Source organism: Bacillus sp. UNC41MFS5 (assembly GCF_000686805.1).
This window is the reverse complement of record NZ_KK366018.1, coordinates 193,842-211,971: the sequence shown is the minus strand read 5'-3', so window position 1 is coordinate 211,971 and position 18,130 is coordinate 193,842. Positions and strand designations below refer to the sequence as shown.

The 18,130-nt window shown below is 38.4% G+C and carries 17 protein-coding genes and 1 riboswitch; of the genes, 8 read left to right on the top strand and 9 right to left on the bottom strand.

Annotated features, from left to right (window positions below):
- Positions 1-65: 65 nt before the first annotated feature.
- From abc-f to acnA, 3 genes are all read right to left on the bottom strand, one after another.
- Positions 66-1,796, bottom strand: a complete 1,731-nt coding sequence (abc-f, locus tag BR30_RS0124580) for a ribosomal protection-like ABC-F family protein (protein ID WP_026567318.1) — start codon at positions 1,794-1,796, stop codon at positions 66-68.
- A gap of 238 nt (positions 1,797-2,034) precedes the next feature.
- Complete coding sequence (locus BR30_RS34490) at positions 2,035-3,039, bottom strand: phosphotransferase enzyme family protein (protein WP_081825591.1); 1,005 nt, start codon at positions 3,037-3,039, stop codon at positions 2,035-2,037.
- 56 nt (positions 3,040-3,095) lie between these two features.
- Positions 3,096-5,801, bottom strand: a complete 2,706-nt coding sequence (gene acnA / locus BR30_RS0124570; RefSeq protein WP_026567317.1) for an aconitate hydratase AcnA — start codon at positions 5,799-5,801, stop codon at positions 3,096-3,098.
- Between the two features lie 330 nt (positions 5,802-6,131).
- Between acnA and sspO the strand changes: the two genes are divergently transcribed.
- On the top strand, positions 6,132-6,284 hold the full coding sequence (gene sspO / locus BR30_RS0124565) for a small acid-soluble spore protein O (protein ID WP_026567316.1): 153 nt from the start codon (positions 6,132-6,134) through the stop codon (positions 6,282-6,284).
- Between the two features lie 102 nt (positions 6,285-6,386).
- Here the strand turns inward: sspO and BR30_RS0124560 are convergent, their stop codons facing one another.
- The gene (locus BR30_RS0124560; RefSeq protein ID WP_026567315.1) at positions 6,387-6,656 is read right to left on the bottom strand and encodes a hypothetical protein; all 270 of its coding nucleotides are present in this window, start codon (positions 6,654-6,656) and stop codon (positions 6,387-6,389) included.
- Between the two features lie 112 nt (positions 6,657-6,768).
- On the opposite strand from BR30_RS0124560, the gene BR30_RS0124555 reads away from it, so the two are divergent.
- Complete coding sequence (locus tag BR30_RS0124555; RefSeq protein ID WP_026567314.1) at positions 6,769-6,906, top strand: small acid-soluble spore protein P; 138 nt, start codon at positions 6,769-6,771, stop codon at positions 6,904-6,906.
- Between the two features lie 115 nt (positions 6,907-7,021).
- On the opposite strand, the gene selA is transcribed toward BR30_RS0124555, so the two are convergent.
- Positions 7,022-8,428, bottom strand: coding sequence for an L-seryl-tRNA(Sec) selenium transferase (gene selA, locus BR30_RS0124550; protein ID WP_026567313.1), 1,407 nt, complete (start codon positions 8,426-8,428; stop codon positions 7,022-7,024).
- Positions 8,429-8,597: 169 nt separating this feature from the next.
- On the opposite strand from selA, the gene BR30_RS0124545 reads away from it, so the two are divergent.
- On the top strand, positions 8,598-8,996 hold the full coding sequence (locus BR30_RS0124545; protein WP_026567312.1) for an Hsp20/alpha crystallin family protein: 399 nt from the start codon (positions 8,598-8,600) through the stop codon (positions 8,994-8,996).
- A gap of 73 nt (positions 8,997-9,069) precedes the next feature.
- On the opposite strand, the gene BR30_RS37495 is transcribed toward BR30_RS0124545, so the two are convergent.
- Entirely contained in the window at positions 9,070-9,309 is a 240-nt protein-coding gene (locus BR30_RS37495; RefSeq protein WP_442852995.1) for an Rdx family protein, read from the bottom strand.
- A 130-nt stretch (positions 9,310-9,439) separates the two neighbouring features.
- Here BR30_RS37495 and selD point away from each other — a divergent pair, with 130 nt between their 5' ends.
- Entirely contained in the window at positions 9,440-10,507 is a 1,068-nt protein-coding gene (gene selD, locus BR30_RS0124535) for a selenide, water dikinase SelD (RefSeq protein ID WP_442852994.1), read from the top strand.
- A gap of 79 nt (positions 10,508-10,586) precedes the next feature.
- Here selD and BR30_RS0124530 read toward each other — a convergent pair whose 3' ends face one another.
- Entirely contained in the window at positions 10,587-11,531 is a 945-nt protein-coding gene (locus BR30_RS0124530) for an L-threonine 3-dehydrogenase (protein ID WP_026567310.1), read from the bottom strand.
- A gap of 49 nt (positions 11,532-11,580) precedes the next feature.
- Positions 11,581-12,771 carry a glycine C-acetyltransferase gene (locus BR30_RS0124525; protein ID WP_026567309.1) on the bottom strand — a complete coding sequence of 397 codons (1,191 nt, stop codon included), beginning with the start codon at positions 12,769-12,771 and terminating at the stop codon, positions 11,581-11,583.
- Between the two features lie 326 nt (positions 12,772-13,097).
- Between BR30_RS0124525 and BR30_RS0124520 the strand changes: the two genes are divergently transcribed.
- Entirely contained in the window at positions 13,098-13,385 is a 288-nt protein-coding gene (locus tag BR30_RS0124520) for a hypothetical protein (RefSeq protein WP_026567308.1), read from the top strand.
- Between the two features lie 102 nt (positions 13,386-13,487).
- Here the strand turns inward: BR30_RS0124520 and BR30_RS0124515 are convergent, their stop codons facing one another.
- The gene (locus BR30_RS0124515) at positions 13,488-14,486 is read right to left on the bottom strand and encodes an NAD(P)H-dependent flavin oxidoreductase (protein ID WP_026567307.1); all 999 of its coding nucleotides are present in this window, start codon (positions 14,484-14,486) and stop codon (positions 13,488-13,490) included.
- A 215-nt stretch (positions 14,487-14,701) separates the two neighbouring features.
- A riboswitch (purine riboswitch) is annotated at positions 14,702-14,802 on the top strand.
- A 122-nt stretch (positions 14,803-14,924) separates the two neighbouring features.
- Between BR30_RS0124515 and BR30_RS0124510 the strand changes: the two genes are divergently transcribed.
- The 3 genes from BR30_RS0124510 to BR30_RS0124500 all read left to right on the top strand — a co-directional run bounded on the left by BR30_RS0124510 (position 14,925) and on the right by BR30_RS0124500 (position 18,117).
- Entirely contained in the window at positions 14,925-15,518 is a 594-nt protein-coding gene (locus BR30_RS0124510) for a xanthine phosphoribosyltransferase (RefSeq protein ID WP_026567306.1), read from the top strand.
- A complete protein-coding gene (locus BR30_RS0124505; RefSeq protein ID WP_026567305.1) occupies positions 15,518-16,831 on the top strand; it encodes a nucleobase:cation symporter-2 family protein in 1,314 nt (437 codons plus the stop codon). Before BR30_RS0124510 ends, BR30_RS0124505 begins: the two co-directional genes overlap by 1 nt.
- A 188-nt stretch (positions 16,832-17,019) precedes the next feature.
- Positions 17,020-18,117 (top strand): GerAB/ArcD/ProY family transporter, encoded by a 1,098-nt coding sequence (locus tag BR30_RS0124500; protein ID WP_026567304.1) that lies wholly within the window; start codon positions 17,020-17,022, stop codon positions 18,115-18,117.
- The last annotated feature ends 13 nt before the right edge of the window (positions 18,118-18,130 follow it).

Sequence of the window (18,130 nt, the reverse complement as noted above, 5' to 3'; positions counted from 1 at the left end):
GGTCCTCAATCGAACCAATTGAGGACCTTTAATTTTAATCTTTACTGATTTTATCTATAGTTGTTTTAGCCCATTAGTTTTCGTTTTTGCTTAAGAAGGTTATTAAATTCTTGGTCTAGTTCGGGATACCGAGGGTCCTTTTGATCAATAAATGATAACTGTCCCAAAATTGTCGCAATCTTGTTTTCGATTATTAGTAGTGACTGTTTTAAGGTATCCTTCTCATTTTCACCCTGATTTAAATATTCTTCAGGTTTCATCTCAATCCGTCTGATTTTTTGGTTTTCAAATACAAGCAACCGGTCGCAAAGTTTATTGAGAAAATAATAGTCATGGGAGACGGTAATAATCGTCCCGGAGAACTCCGACAATGTATTTTCAAGCTGCTCTCTACTCGGCAAATCTAGATGATTGGTTGGCTCATCAAGTATAAGAACATCATATTCCTTCATTAATAAATCGACGAGTTTTACTCTTGTTCGTTCCCCCAAACTCAATGTTCCAATTGGCTTTGTAATTAGTGCTTCTTTTAAGCCGATATTGGCCAATAGGGTTCTAGCTTTTAGAACACTTTCCCGATCAGTGAATCCCAGTGCGTCAATGGCCGTTTTTTCGGAGGGCAAATCATCCACATCTTGACTCAGATAGGCGATTGTTATAGTGTCGCTTCTCCACAACTCTCCATTAGAACAACCTTCTTGTTCTAACAACATTTTTATGAAGGTCGTTTTGCCGCAGCCATTTTCACCAAAAAGGCCGATCCGTTCTCCGTAGTTAATATAGAAGTTGGAATGATGAAAAAGCGTCCGATTCTCATATGATTTGGTTAAATTTTTCGCCTCGACAATACGTTTGCCTCTCTTCCCTTGCGCGTCAAATTGAAACCTTATTTGAACTTCATCTAAAGGTTTTTCGAGCTTGTTTTTTTCGAGCTCATTTTGCAGGCGTTTCATTTTGGACTTCACTTGATTGTCGGTTTTTTTAGCCTTTACCCGATGATATTCCTTAATCCCATTTTGTCTTTTGCTTGGCCCCTTCCCTTTTTTTGTAGAATCGCGATGGGCTTTATCAGACCAGGATTTTAATTGAGTAATTTGTGTTTCCACTTCTTTTATTTTTTGCTGCTGGACATCATATTGGTGCTTCTTATTTTCAATTTTTTGCTGCTTCTCTTTACGATAGTCACTATAGTTTCCATTGTAAAAATTAATTTTGCTATTTTCTAATTCAAAAATTCTAGTAACTGTTTTATCTAAGAAATGCCGATCATGAGAGATAATAAGGACGGGTCCCCGGAAATTCTCTAATTCAGAAACCAACCACTCGATCCCTTTATAATCTAAATGGTTCGTTGGTTCATCCAAAATTAAAAAGTCCGGTTTGGAAGCCCAAACCATTGCTAATGCCAACTTTAATTTTTCCCCGCCACTTAAATGTCCTAGACGCTCATCTTCCCAGTTATAAACCTTCGTGAGACCTAACATACTCGCATGCTCGAGCAAATGATTTTTGGTATTTCCTGATAAAGACTGCTGAAAATCACTAACCTGATAATCAATGGATTGGGAAAGATAGCCAATCGTTAAATCCTTTGATTTTTCTACGATACCTTTATCAGGTGCAATTTTCCCGAAAAGGATGTTTGCCAAAGTGGTTTTTCCGGTTCCATTATAGCCAACTAGCCCGATCCGTTCCCCGTTTTTTATATCAAATTGAATATTGTCCAATACCTTCCTTAAATGAAAACTTTTTTCTAAGTCGATTACTTTTATAACTGTCTGCTGATTTGTAAGCATAAAAAAACTCCCTTCGCTTGAACCTGAAGAGAGATTTATGTCGTATATATGTCGTTAATGACACAACAAATAACCCTATACAAGGTTTTGTTGTAATGGCATTTAAACGATTTAGGACATAAAAAAGGACATACTAATCCTATTCTTCAGGTTCAACATTTTTCGTTATTCGAATCATGTCTGAAAAATAAGATTATAATTTCATCGGCCCTTAATCATTCCTTTTCGTTTGTTAGTTTTATTGTATTAGTGAACCGTTACCTTTGTCAAACAATTCTTCGCTAAGCAAAGTAAAATCAATATTTGAATAAGGAATCCCGTTTTCAATCTTTGATTTTAAATCTGATAAAGTATACTTCTGCCAGTCTTCTAAATGGTCCAGATCCCATTTTTCCAAAAATAAATGATATAAGAATATCTCCCTTATTTTTAAGAAAATAGGTATTTGTAAAATCATCTCTTTTGTCAGTTCATTTTTCTGATTATATCCCTTTAAAAAATGTTCCCAGAAGACATTACTAAAATTAGTGAATTCGGGTGTAAAAGATGTAGTCTGCCAGTAAGCATGGTAAAAGGATACAGCTAAATCATTAGCAAACCAATGATAGGCACAATCATCAAAATCAAAGACCGTCATTTTGCCATTATCAACTAAGAAATTACCTTGATGGAGATCGTTATGTATAAGACCAAAATTTTCGGGTGTTGGAGAGAAGCTTTTTAATTTGTTCAGCAAATGTATGTATTGTTGTTTGATTTGCACAGAGTTCATTTGCGGTAGTAACCCTAATAAATCAGGGTCTTCACAATTCCACACAGGTCTGGTCAGCTTTTTATTGATTCCTTTTGATGCATCATGCATGGCCCCTATCACCATGCCCCACTGATAAAAAAATGCTTCGTTCCAAATGTGTTTGTCAGTTACGTCTACAGGTTTACCTGAAGCTTTTTCGAAAACAGTGACGAATACATGTTTATCTTGATCAGGAAAGAGTTCTACCAAACGGCCGTGTATTGAACGTATTGGCAGTGACACCCTTACTCCCTGTTCATCTAAAGCAAAGATAAACGCAAATTCATTTTCAATCTCTTCCAGCCTCCGACGGCACTTCGCGGTTATTCGTAATATATAATTTCTTCCCGCTCGTTGAAACGAATAGACAGTATTTTGAAAGCCCTCGTGAATCTGTACTAAGTCAGTAACCTCAAGATTATACCTCTCTACTATTTGATGTAAGAGCATTGTATATTTCCTTTCTTTAAAAAACACCATGCCAAGTGGCATGGTGTTCATCTGTCTTAAGCTTGTAATTTTTCACGTAGAACCATTGGAAGAATTCCACCGTGACGGTAGTAATCAATTTCAACTTCTGAGTCAAAACGAACAAGAACTTCAAATTCTTTCTTGTTACCAGCTTCGTCAGTTGCTGTTACTTTAAGAAGATCACGTGGTTTTACCTCTTCGCCTACTTGAACATCAATGGTTTCTTTACCAGTTAATCCAAGTGTTTCAGCGCTTTCGCCCTCTTTAAATTGAAGTGGAAGCACACCCATTAACACAAGGTTTGAACGGTGAATACGTTCGAAGCTTTCAGCAAGAACTGTTTTAATACCTAAAAGGTTAGTTCCTTTCGCAGCCCAGTCACGTGAAGAGCCCATTCCGTAATCTTTACCAGCAAGGACAATTAATCCAGTGCCGTTTTCTTTGTACTTCATGCAAGCATCATAGATGGATGTAACTTCGCCTGTTGGCCAGTAGGTAGTTACTCCACCTTCTGTACCTGGTGCGATTTGGTTACGAATACGAATGTTTGCGAATGTTCCACGCATCATTACTTCGTGGTTACCACGACGAGATCCATAAGAGTTGAAGTCACGAATCGCAACGCCTTTTTCAAGCAGATATTTCCCTGCTGGAGTATTTTTACCAATAGCTCCTGCTGGTGAAATATGGTCAGTTGTTACAGAATCACCAAACTTACCTACTACACGAAGTCCTGTTAATGGTTCAACAGTACCTGGTTCTGGTGATAAGCCTTCAAAGAACGGTGGGTTGGCAATATAAGTTGAATCTTCATCCCAAGTATATAATGGCTCATTGCTTGTTTTGATCTCGTTCCAACGCTCGTTGTCACCAAACACGTTCGCATATTCGCTGCGGAATAATTCAGGAGTAACCGTGCGTTTAACTACATCATTAACTTCAGCAGTTGATGGCCAGATATCCTTGAAGAATACATCGTTTCCATCTTTATCTTTACCAATTGCTTCAGAAGCGAAGTCGATGTTTACAGTTCCAGCAAGGGCGTAAGCAACAACTAATGGTGGTGAAGCAAGGTAGTTAGCTTTTACAAGCGGATGAATACGGCCTTCGAAGTTACGGTTACCGGAAAGTACTGATGTAACTAAAAGATCGTTTTCAGCGATTGTTTTTTCAATTTCTTCTTTTAATGGACCGGAGTTACCGATACATGTTGTACAGCCGTAACCAACTAGGTTGAAGCCGATTTGCTCTAGGTAAGGAAGTAAGCCAGAATCACGAAGATATCCAGTTACAACTTTAGATCCTGGTGCTAAAGAAGTTTTCACGAATTTTGGAACTTCCATTCCTAATTCAACAGCTTTTTTCGCAACAAGTCCTGCACCTACTAAAACGTAAGGGTTAGATGTGTTTGTACAGCTTGTGATTGATGCAATCGCAACTGCCCCAGTTTTAATAGTTGTTTCGTCGCCATTGTTAAATTTAACTGTAGCGGACTTATCAAGTTCATTTGCTTGTAAGCCAAAGCCTTGGTTTCCTTGAGGTGCAGAAACAGCTTTTACGAATTCTTCTTTCATTTTTGAAAGTGGGAGTAAATCTTGTGGGCGCTTAGGGCCAGAAAGATTTGCTTCAATTTCAGAAAGGTCGATTTCAACTACATTGGTGTAAACCGGCTCAAATGATGAATCAAAGAATAAGCCATTAGCTTTACAGTATTGTTCAACCACATTAATTTGATCTTCTTCACGGCCTGTTAAGCGCAAATATGCTAGTGATTCATCATCAATTGGGAAGAATCCGCATGTTGCACCGTATTCAGGAGCCATGTTTGCAATCGTTGCACGGTCAGCAAGTGGAAGTACAGATACACCCGGGCCGAAGAATTCAACGAATTTACCAACAACACCCTTACTGCGAAGTACTTGAGTTACTTTTAATGCTAAGTCAGTTGCTGTTGCTCCATTTGGAAGTTCGCCCGTTAACTTAACACCAACAACTTCAGGTACAGGGAAGTATGAAGGCTGTCCTAACATTCCAGCTTCAGCTTCAATACCGCCAACGCCCCAGCCTAGAACACCAATACCATTGATCATTGTTGTATGTGAGTCTGTACCAACTAATGTATCTGGGTAAGCTTCTAATTCACCATCAACTTCAGCCACGTGAACAACGTCAGCCAAGTATTCAAGGTTTACTTGGTGAACAATACCTGTTGCAGGCGGAACAGCGCGATAGTTATTGAATGATTTTTGAGCCCAGCTTAAGAACTGGTAACGCTCTGCATTACGTTCAAATTCTAAATCCATGTTCACTCGTAAAGAATCACTAGATCCATATGCATCAACCTGTACAGAGTGATCGATGACAAGGTCTACTGTTTTCTCAGGATTAATTTTGTCCGGATCCCCGCCTAGGTCAGCCATTGCTTTTCTTAGAGAAGCAAGGTCTACCACTGCTGGAACTCCTGTGAAGTCTTGAAGGATTACACGTGAAGGTTTGAATGGAACATCTACCTCTTTAAGTTCAGCTGTTCCCCATTTTGCTAAGTTTTCAACGTGCTCTTTTGCAATTACGCGGCCATCATATTGGCGAAGTACAGATTCAAGTAAAACTTTTACTGAGTAAGGCAATTTTGAAACGTTACCGATTCCTGCCTCTTCAAGTGCACTTAGACGGTAATAGTGATAACGTTTACCATTGGCTTCAAAAGAAGCTCGTGCGTTAAATACATCGTTTTTAACCATGTGTTAAAAACCCCCTCATTCGTCATAATTCACCAAATTAAATGAAAAGTCGAAAAGTTTGAATTTTCCCATCCGTCGTAACTTTTCTCACAATTCTTATCTTAATACAACCTAATTCATAAGTAAATAACAAGAAAGTTATTGTGATTGATAAGTTTAACTTATGTTTTTTTATGTATTTTGTTCTGAAAATTCAAAAAACACCATCTGTGCTAATATAGATGTGGGTAGGGAAAAAACGAAATTTTCACTATTATTATCTCAAAAAAACTTTTCTTTGTCATTATTTTTGCTATGGAGGAAATAGTAATGTTGTAGGAGGTGATCACAATGGTGAAACGAAAGTCTAATCATGTAATTCCAGGGATGAATGCAGCCAAAGGTCAAGGAAAAGGTGCTGGCTTTAATGAAGAAATGGCCAGTGAACCAGAATTAACTGCTAAAGAAAGAATGAATAACAAAAAACGGAAGAAAAACCAATAATAAAAAGCGCAAGCGCCTTGTTTTAGGGGATTATGACCCCCGAGCCCCTAGGCGCTGGAGCTAGATTCAGAATTAAAAGCAGGCGATTTTCCGCCTGCTTTTTTATTCCACTTGATTGACTTCTGACACCATGCTTGACAAATCCTGTTGGAAACGCTCTAACTGTGCCCGTTGATGTTCTGATGCCACTTCCATGGCATTCGAGATCTGCTGGTAGGCCTCATTTACTTCGTCTTTAAGATGCTTCAATTGATGGCCGTAACTTGCATTATCACTCACGATGGTCTCATATAGTCCTTGGGCATTCTCATACCCTTGTTGTGCTGCTTGAAATGCTTGTTGTTTATCTTTGTTGTAAGGAAACTTTTGCATTTTCTTCATTCACTCCTTCATTTTGTTTACCGTTAAATTGCACAGAACTACAAAAAATATACGGTATAAAAGGACTTAATGACTGCATCCTAATATATAGGAGGGATGAAAAATGAACAAAAACGATGGCAAAGACATGAGAAAAAATGCCCCAAAACAATCTGGTCAGCCTGAGCCGCTAAGTGGTTCTCACAAAGTAAAAAACCGCAACCATTCAAGAGCCAAACATAATACACATCATGATATGTAGATAAACAGATGCTCCATTCTAGCGGCGAAGTCACAGCCATCGATTTGGAGCAGAATTTTGGATAAAAAATGCCCTAGCACTTTAGTTGACGTGCTGGGGCTTCGATATTCCTATTTTAAACATTGATTAATGCTTGGAGTAAATGTGCTTCTTCTTCTAGCGTGACTGTTCTTAAATCAATGATAAATTCATCTTTTTGGATTCGTCCTATAATGGCCGGCTTCACTTCTGTACGAAGCTTCCTGCCCAGTTGTTCCGCAGTTAGTGTATCATGTTTTAAGGCTATGACAATGGTTGGAAGTTCCACATCCGGCATCGTCCCGCCACCTACTTGACTGCTTCCTTTTGTAATTTTTGTAACATATTTCCCGGTATTTCGTAATAAGTTTGTAACAAAAGACTGAGCTCGAACGTCTAATTCTTCGAGTGATACTAATAAATCCCGAAGCGTTGGAATATTTACCAGTCCATTTTCACCTCTGGCATAATCGATTAACGTACCTTCTAATGCCGCTAATGTCATTTTGTCGACACGCAGTACACGTGCTAATTGGTGTTTTTTCAAACGGTCGATAATTTCTTTTTTACCAGCGATAATCCCTGCTTGGGGTCCGCCTAGGAGCTTGTCTCCACTAAAAGATACAACATCTGCCCCTAATTCAATGACCTCTTTTACGACGGGTTCCTCACCAATTCCATGCTTCTTGAAATCATATAATGCACCGCTACCGAGATCTTCATAAAAAATGACTTCATCCAATCCTTTCGTGAGATTAACCAGTTCCTCAGTTTCTACCGATTTGGTAAATCCAATGACTTTAAAGTTACTTGTATGAACTTTCATGACAATCGCTGTGTCTGGGCTGACTGCCCTTTCATAATCGTAGAAGTGCGTTTTATTGGTGGTACCCACTTCAACTAACTTTGCTCCACTCTCTTCCATGATCGATGAAATTCGAAATGAGCCGCCAATTTCAACAAGCTGCCCCCTTGAAACAATGACTTCTTTTTGAGAAGCAAGAGCTCTTAAGACAAAGTAAACAGCAGAAGCATTATTATTAACCACCATGGCTGCTTCCGCCCCAGTGATTTCTTTAATTAAGGATTCAACATGACTATGTCGTGAGCCTCTTTCACCTTCAGATAGCTTATACTCAAGATTGGAATAGTTCCTTGCTGTCTCAATCACATGGCTGATCGCGTTTTCGCTTAATCTAGCCCTTCCTAAATTTGTATGTAAGATCGTTCCCGTCGCATTGATGACTTTTTCAATGGTATAGGCAAACTGTTTTTGTATTTTTGATTCGAGGATAGTAAATAGGTCATCATGAAAATCGATGGTGCCTGGTCTTGCACCTGGCCAATTGTCTTTAAGTATCGCGACCCTAATGGAATCAATGACATCTTTAAGTTGTTTGGTTAAATTCAATTGATCCAACTGACTTGATTTCAGCAGATTCAAAAACCTCTCATGATTTTGAAGTTCATGAACCGCTGGGATGGAACGTAGCCATTCTTTCAAAATAAAAACTCCTTTATCCATCGGTCTCTTTCTATAATATACCAAGCTTTAGAGCCCATACATGATCGTAATTAGTAAAAGAGGCGCTTCTGCATGTCCCAATTATATCATATCATTTTCACATTTTTATCCCTTATGAATAAAATGAAACGAGCAAGGGGGATTAAATATGTCAAAAAAGAAACAACTGAAAAATCAAAGCTTTGACTTTGACGAAGTGGAAAAATGGCTGGAAAGTTATTTTCTCGATCCACTTACATCTTATTATGATGCAACCCAATTTCAAATCGATCTTTATGAGACTGAAAAGGAATGGATTGTCGAGGCCATCCTAAGTGAATTTGAAACTTCTGAAATAAAGGTATATATAGAAGGAAGTCAATTAGTGATATCAGCATCTAAATACCCCCCTTCCATGAAACAACAAAAACGTGTACGATCCATCAACTTTCCGTTTCTAGTCGTAAATCAGACTGTTTATGCAACTTTTAGTAATGGAATATTAGAAGTTGTGATTTCAAAAATAGATAGTTGTGTAGGAAAAAATAGATACATTACCCTGCCTTAAATTCAATGGTGACATAATGTTTCTATAAGTAAAAAAGTAGCCCTCCAATCCTTTTGGACCAGAGGGCTGCTTTTTATTTTTTTGTAATGATTTCGATCATTTCTTCTGTATCGGGGAATAATCCTGTTTCAAGCTTTGAATAAATCTTCTCTCCATTCACGGTCACTTCAAATGCGCCACCTGAACTTGGAATTAGTTCTAACTTTTGAATATCTCTAAAAAAATGATTAAATAGCTCTTCCGCGAAACTCGCGGCTTTAGGTGCGTAATTTCATTGCATACAAAATTCTATAATTATATGGTAATTCTTCATAAAAATGCCTCCATCAAAAAAGTGAGTTTACTACATCAGGATAGTGTTAATATTTTACCCTATTCTCTCTCCTACTACAATTTTTTTGTCTATCCGTGCGGATTTTTTGGGAAAGAGTTATACTATAAAAATGGAGGTGGACACGTTGAGTGAACAAGATAAAGTACGCTTGACCTCTTTGTCAACAAAAGCTGGTTGAGGCTGCAAAATTGGTCCAGAGGACCTGGCGCAAGTTTTGCGTCATTTACCGAAACAAGAACCTGTTCCAGAATTATTAGTGGGGCTTGATACATCTGATGATGCCGGGGTTTATCAATTAACTGATTCCATTGCACTGATACAGACCGTGGATTACTTTACCCCTATCGTGGATGACCCTTATATGTTTGGTCAAATCACCGCTGCAAATGCATTAAGTGATGTGTATGCAATGGGCGGTGAACCCAAAACTGTCTTGAATATCGTAGGTTTCCCGATTAAAAAATTGGGTGCTGAAATGCTATCGGAAATACTGCGCGGGGCTGCGGATAAAGTTAAGGAAGCCGGAGCGATTACGGTAGGCGGGCATTCTATAGATGACCAAGAACCTAAATTTGGATTATCCGTAACAGGAATCGTCCATCCAGATAAAGTGTGGAAAAACGTCGGCGCAGAGCCAGGTGATGTTCTTGTGTTGACGAAGCCAATTGGAGTGGGAATCATCACAACAGGCATTAAAAGAAGCGTGGTAACGCCAGAACAGGAACAAATTGTCACTGACACCATGGCTGCGCTAAATAAGGTGGCAGCTGAAGTTTTAACAAATTATCAACCTCACGCTGTCACAGATATAACTGGATTTGGATTACTAGGTCATGGCAGTGAAATGGCACGTGGTAGTAATGTCAGTTTTGAATTTTCACTAGAACAAGTCCCTGTACTAGAAGGTGCCCTAGAATTAGCGGAAAATGGTGTGGTTCCCGGCGGTTCTAAGGCGAATCATAAATGGTTAGCGGATGATGTTGAATATGAGGAGATCCTTCCTGAGGAACAACTACTTCTTTGTGATGCGATTACTTCCGGCGGTTTGTTTGTCGCTCTAAGTGAACAGGAAGCTGCTGAGTATGTGGACAAACTTCGTGCTAGTGGATTACCTTATGCTTCGATTGTAGGAAGAGTTACGGAGAAAAAGGAAAAATATATTTATGTGAAAAGATAACAGCGAAGCCCTGTGGGTTCGCTGTTTCTTTTTTTCTTAAAAAAATATCCCGAACCATTGCGGCTCAGGATTATTAAAATCATACCTTCTGACGAAGCTTTTCCACCATGTCCTTCGTCATTTTATCTAAATCAAATACGTATTTAAAGCCCCATTCCTCTTTTGCTGCGGTAGCATCAATGGAATTCGGCCAACTTTCCGCTATTTTTTGACGATCAGGATCCACCTTATATGAAATTTCAAATCCAGGAACAAACTTAGCAATGGAAGCAGCAATTTCCTCTGGATCAAAGCTCATTGCCGTAACATTAAAAGCATTACGATGGATTAATTTAGTGGAATCGGCCTCCATTAAATCAACAATAGCATTCAAGGCATCTGGCATATACATCATATCCATATAGGTACCTTTATCAATGTAAGAAGTATATTTTCCATTTTTGACTGCTTCATAGTAAATTTCAACTGCATAATCAGTGGTTCCTCCACCAGGAAGAGCGACATAGGAAATTAATCCAGGGAAACGTAAGCCGCGAGTATCGACTCCGAATTTATGGAAATAGTAGTCAGACAATAATTCCCCAGCCACTTTATTGACCCCGTACATCGTTGTTGGTCGCATAATTGTATCTTGAGGGGTGTTGTCTTTAGGCGTTGAAGGCCCAAAAGCACCAATCGAACTAGGTGTGAAAAATTGTGCTTTTAGTTCTCTTGCCGTCTCAAGTCCATTCATCAGCCCGCCCATGTTTAAATTCCATGCAAATACAGGCTTCGCTTCCGCTGTTGCTGATAATAAGGCGGCTAAGTGCATAACCGAATCAACATTGTATTTTTTTGCTACTTCCACCATTCGGTTTACATTTGTGACATCAACCGTTTCAAATGGGCCGCTTTGAGCAGCTTCACTTTCGTTCTTTTTTATATCTGTCGCAATAACGTTATCCGCTCCATAAATGTCTCGTAGCTTTAAGGTTAATTCTGATCCAATCTGTCCTAGAGCACCAGTAATTAAAATACGCTTCATCGTCGTTTCCCCGTCCTCTTCACTTAGGCTAAAAATTGTAATGACTTTTTTAGATTACGCCCATTTCCTTACCGACTTTTTCATATATCGCAATCGCTCGATCAAGCATTTCTTTTGAATGTGCTGCTGTTGGCATGTTACGAACACGTCCGGTCCCTTTTGGTACAGTTGGGAAAACAATGGCCTTAGCATAAACCCCGTCTTCATTTAAACGTTTGCTGAATTGTTGAGTAAGTGATTCATCCCCTATGATACATGGTGTAATTGGTGTTTCACTGTTTCCAATATTAAAACCTAACTCTTGTAAGCCTTTTTTTAGATAATCGCCATTTTCCCACAGTTTCTTGTTAAGTTCCGTGCTTTCCATGAGGATTTCAATCGACTTCTTGCTTGCTGCCACATCTGCAGGAGTAAGTGAAGTTGAAAATAGGAATGGGCGGCTGCGAACTTTTAACCAATCAATCAGATTCTTTTTACCAGCAACATATCCGCCGACTACACCAATTGCTTTGGATAATGTGCCAATTTGAAAATCAATTTTATCAGAAAGACCAAAATGCTTGACGGTCCCTGCCCCATCACCAAGCACACCTGATCCATGGGCATCGTCAACATAGGTGATTAAGTCAAATTCTTCAGCAATCTTAACGATTTCCGGCAGTAAGGCAATATCGCCATCCATGGAGAATACGCCATCAGTGATTACCATAATCTTATTGTAAAGACCAGACTCTTTTGCTTCTTTTGCTTTGGCACGTAAATCTTCCATGTCAGAGTGATTAACACGGATGATTTTTGCTTTCGAAAGACGACAGCCGTCAATAATCGACGCATGGTTTAATTCATCTGAAAGAATCGCATCATTTTTATCCATAACAGCGGAAATGGCTGCCATGTTGCAATTAAATCCAGATTGGTAGGCAATCGCTGCTTCTGTATGTTTAAATTCAGCCAATTTCTCTTCGAGTTCCACATGCAACTTGAGTGTTCCGTTGATTGTACGGACTGCCCCTGCTCCAACTCCGTAGGTTTCAATGGCCTCGGCTGCGGCTTTTTTCAAGCGTTCATCCGTTGCTAAACCTAAATAATTATTAGAAGAAAGATTGACAAGTTCTCTACCATTAATCGTGATTAGTGGACCATTCGGGCTCTCGAGTGGATCGATGACATTGTATAGGCCTTTTCCTTTTAAATCCTCAAGATTTTCATTTAAAAATTGTTCTAAAATATGACTAGACATCATTCATTCCCCCTTATAATTTGAACCTTTAATGTCATTTGCGAAAAAACAATTGTCCGTTTCAGATGGACATTAATTTTACTGTTGAATAGCGTTATTAAAGGATTCCTAATGTATACTTTATCATAAATTTTTAAAGTTGTTCATATCTAGTGGACAAAAAAGAAAAATATTTTTTATATCCTTTTAGAGTACCCAAATCAAAATAATGTTATTTCTTTAAGATAATTCACTAAACATTAACTTATAAATTGAATGCTTTTCCGTTATAATTGTTTCTTAAAGACGTAGATGCTTACGATTGCTTTTAAGAAAGGATGTCAACCTTGTCATTTTTATATTCTGCCTTCTACACACTTATCATTGGTGCTGTATTTATATTATTTTTTATCTTTGCCTACGATCTTCTTTATGGTGAGAAACACGAAAAGCAAACCAAGAAACTACATAAATATTTTCGTAAAGACACAATTAAGAAAATCGACATACTCGAACGTCAACCTCGGAAATTTACCATGTATCAAGTGACAACCAATAATGGAGTTCAAAAGATTAAAATGAAACCAGGTTATAAGGTGATTAAGATCGTCTCAAAGGAAAAAAAGAATAAGTAACCAAGACTAAAAAAGCTTCCATAAAGAAAGGAACCTTTCGCGTGAAGGGTTCCTTTCTTTATGTTTTTATATGCCCTGCAACTAAAATCTGTTGGCTTTTGGTTAATTTACTGACACGGAACTACATTTCCCTGCATTTCGATTGAGTTTTTGTAATGCCTCTTTGTATTCGCTTTCTAAACTATTAATTATTTCAGACACTGTTTCAATTTTATTGATGGCCCCTACGCCATGACCTGCTGACCAAATATCACGCCAAGCTTTCGCATTCGTTTCCCTTTGCATACTATCAAAGTTTACCTGATCCTTTTTGACAAGTGATTCGGGATCTAAACCTGCCTTCTTAATACTAGGCACCAGCATATTACACATGACACCAGAGAAAGCATCCGTTAATATGATATCCTCTTGGGTTGATTCAACCAGCATTTCCCGATACTCATCATTAGCCATACTTTCAGTCGCCACGATAAACCTTGTTCCCATATAGGCAAGATCTGCTCCCGCTGCTTGTGCAGCTAAAATCCCCTTGCCGGTAGAAATTGAACCAGCAAGGACAATGATTCCATCCCAGAAGTTACGGACCATATCGACGAAGGCAAAGTTGTTAATTTGTCCAGCATGCCCCCCTGCCCCGCTCGCCACCAATATCAAGCCATCAACACCAGCTTCTGCCGCTTTTTTAGCAAATTTTAAATCACTTACATCCGAGAATACGAGTCCGCCATATTCATGCACAATATCAACAACTAATTTCGGACTTCCTAAAGAGGTAATCACCATTTGCGGCTGATGCTTTTTAATCAATTCAAGTTCTTCCTGTAAGCGGCCGTAAGAACTATGTACAACCATATTCATCGCCCACGGTGCAATTTTTCGGTTTGGTTCGAGGGCACGTGCCTCTTCTAACTCCGCATTTAATTGCCCCATCCACTGATCAAGAACTTCAATCGGTCTTGCATTTGGAGCAGGAAAAGAACCAATTACCCCATTCAAACAACAATTTTTTACGAGTTCGGTGCCTGACACCAAAAACATCGGGGCTGAAATGGCCGGTAACTTCATTTGTTTCCACCAGGAATCTGGAATAGATTTTTTCATAGTACTCACCCATCCTCTATTTTAGAATTTTCAGAATAAATTTTCTCTTTAATAGTACCTGAAAATGAATGGTTATTCAATATTTGTGTTGGCCTTTTATTTACACCTATTTAAACGGTTACCAAGGACGAACAATTTCGATTTTAAAAACTATAATGTTCGCTTTTTGCGAAAAAATGGTTGATTTCCTCTTTTTATGTGCTTTATAATGTGAATAAATTCATATGCGTTTCACTCATATAATCGCGGGGAGATGGCCCGCAAGTTTCTACCAGATTGCCGTAACAATCTGACTATGAGTGGGTAATGGGAAGTAGCTATGCACCTATTCCTTAACCGTTTGGACACGAAGCCCAAAGGTCATTATCTCACTCAATTATTTTGTTGTGAGGCACTGACCTTTGGGCTTTTTATCATTTTTAATAGGGGAGTTTTATTATGAAATTACTAGAGGAGAAAATTTGCACGGACGGAAAGGTTTTATCGGACCATGTGTTAAAGGTCGATTCGTTTTTAAACCATCAAATCGATCCGCAGTTAATGCTTGAGATTGGTAAAGAATTTGCGAGAATATTTGCAGATGAAGGCATTACTAAGATTGTAACGATTGAATCTTCAGGCATAGCCCCTGCTGTAATGGCTGGTTTATATATGAACGTCCCAGTTGTATTCGCTCGAAAGAGAAAATCGTTGACACTTGTCGATGACTTACTTACGGCGTCTGTCTATTCATTTACCAAAAATGAAACAAACGAGATCTCCGTTTCCAATAAATACATGAATGAAAGTGACCGAGTCCTCATCATTGATGATTTCTTAGCTAATGGTGAAGCGGCTCTTGGTTTAGTAAAAATCGTTCAACAAAGCGGTGCGAACGTTGCTGGAATTGGCATTGTCATCGAGAAATCGTTTCAGAATGGTTCACAAAAATTGAAGGACTTAGGGTTGAGGGTTGAATCCTTAGCAAGAATTGCTTCCCTATCAAACGGAAAAGTGACATTTATAAATGAAAATGTGGAGGAATTAATCTAATGAAACAACATCCATTTAAAATCGCCTCATTAGGCATTCAGCATGTTTTAGCGATGTATGCAGGAGCGGTAATTGTTCCACTTATCGTCGGAGGAGCTCTTAAATTTTCGGGGGAACAATTAACCTACTTGGTATCCATCGACATCTTAATGTGCGGAATTGCGACAATTCTACAAGTTTGGAAGAATCGCTTTTTCGGAATCGGTTTACCAATTGTACTTGGCTGTACCTTTACTGCCGTTGGACCGATGATTGCCATTGGTGGACAGTTTGGTATTTCCGCCATTTATGGTTCGATTCTCATTTCTGGATTGATTGTCATTGTTATTTCTCAATTCTTTGGGAAGTTAATTAAGTTCTTCCCACCTGTTGTTACTGGTTCTGTTGTAACTGTTATTGGGATTACACTGATCCCTGTTGCAATGAATAACATCGCTGGCGGACAAGGCAGCCCAGATTTTGGCAGCCTTTCAAATATCAGCTTAGCTTTCGGAACGTTGCTATTTATTATCTTGCTTTACCGTTTTACAAAAGGTTTTATTCGCTCCATTTCTATTTTACTAGGATTAATGGGCGGTACGTTAGCTGCATCTATTATGGGGAAAGTAAACTTTTCAGCGGTTGCTGATGCATCATGGTTCCACATGGTAAAACCATTTTATTTTGGAACACCTACCTTTGAATGGACTCCGATCATTACGATGACACTCGTTGCAATTGTGAGTATGGTAGAATCAACAGGAGTTTATTTCGCCCTAAGTGACATCACGGGAAAAAAATTAACGGAGAAGGATTTATCAAGAGGTTATCGTGCGGAAGGCCTAGCAAGTATTATTGGTGCGATATTTAATGCGTTCCCATACACAACCTATTCTCAAAACGTAGGACTTGTCCAGCTTTCAGGTGTTAAAAGCAATAACGTCATTTATACAATGGGCGGTATGTTAGTATTTCTTGGATTTATTCCGAAAATTGCAGCCTTTACTACCGTTATTCCAACACCTGTACTTGGTGGCGCAATGGTGGCGATGTTTGGAATGGTTATTGCCTATGGAATTAAAATGCTCGGCAAAGTTGATTTCGCTTCACAAGAAAATCTTCTAATTATTGCCTGTTCAGTTGGGATGGGAATGGGCGTAACGGCCGTACCGGATATGTTTGCCCACCTGCCTGAGAGTGTTAAAATCCTTACTAGTAGCGGGATTGTAACAGGAAGTCTAACTGCTATATTTTTAAACATTGTTTTAAATGTAACAAAGTCAACAAAACAAGTGAAGCAAATGAAGCAAGTAAATAATCAGATTGCCTCTTAATAATAGAAGAATTAAGTTAAAGGACGATACTAATAAAGGTATCGTCTTTTCTTTTTTTATATCAGGAAATGTATCCCTTTTTTTGAATACTAAGGGAATATTTTTATACTAGTATCTGAACAATAAAAAGTGAAATTACTTTTTATTGTGTCAATATACGTATGGGAGTTTAACAAAGGGGTTTAGATATGGAAAAAGCAAAAATAAGTGGCTCCCAAATGTTTGTTCTTGTGACATTGTTTGAAATGGGTAGTGCGATTCTTTTTGGTCTAGGAGCGGAAGCGAAACAAGATGCTTGGATTGCGGTTTTACTAGGTTTGATTTCGGGTCTTGTACTCTTTCACGTATACCACCGTCTATTTATGTTTTATCCAGATATTCCATTGACGAGTTATGTTCAACAAATTACTGGAAAATGGTTTGGACGTTTGATTGGTTTCATCTATATCGTCTATTTTATTTATCAAGCATCAAGGATTTTGCGTGATTTTGGAGAACTATTAGTCACCACAATATATACCAGTACACCTTTAATGGTCATCAATTGTTTAATGATCCTTACGATTATCTATGCCATCCATAAGGGTTTTGAGGTAATAACAAGAGTTGGTGAGCTATTCTTTGGAATCATATATTTCGTGGCAATCGCTGGTGTCTTTTTAATTGTCTTCTCAGGAATAATCCACCTGGGTAATCTTCAACCCGTGCTTGAATACGGATGGAAACCAGTGCTAAATACCATAGCTATTCGAACCCTTAATTTTCCTATTGGTGAAATGGTTGTTTTTACAATGTTGCTCCCTTATCTAAATGATCAAAAAAAAGCGAGGAAAATATGTCTTAGTGGGATGATATTAAGTGGAATCAACATCACCATTACTGTGGTTGTCAATATTTCTGCGTTAGGAGTTGACTATTTGAATCGCACACCATTTCCATTATTAAGTACGATTGGTAAAATTCAAATTGCTGATTTTCTTGAGAGGCTAGATGTATTATTTATGCTTTACCTTGTTATTGGTGGATTCTTTAAAATAACCCTCTATTTTTATGCAGCTGTTTCCGGAACCGCGGATCTTTTTCAGTTTAGTTCTCATCAAAAACTCAGTTTTCCCATTGGACTTATAATTTTATTTGGATCAGTGACAGTTGCTGCTAATTATTCGGAACATGTATTTGAAGGGAGTAAAATACTTCCACTATACTTACATTATCCTCTCCAAATAATTATTCCGGTTACACTCCTCTGCATTGCTTACATACGAAATTCTATAAAAAGCTTCTAAATGATTTTCAAAA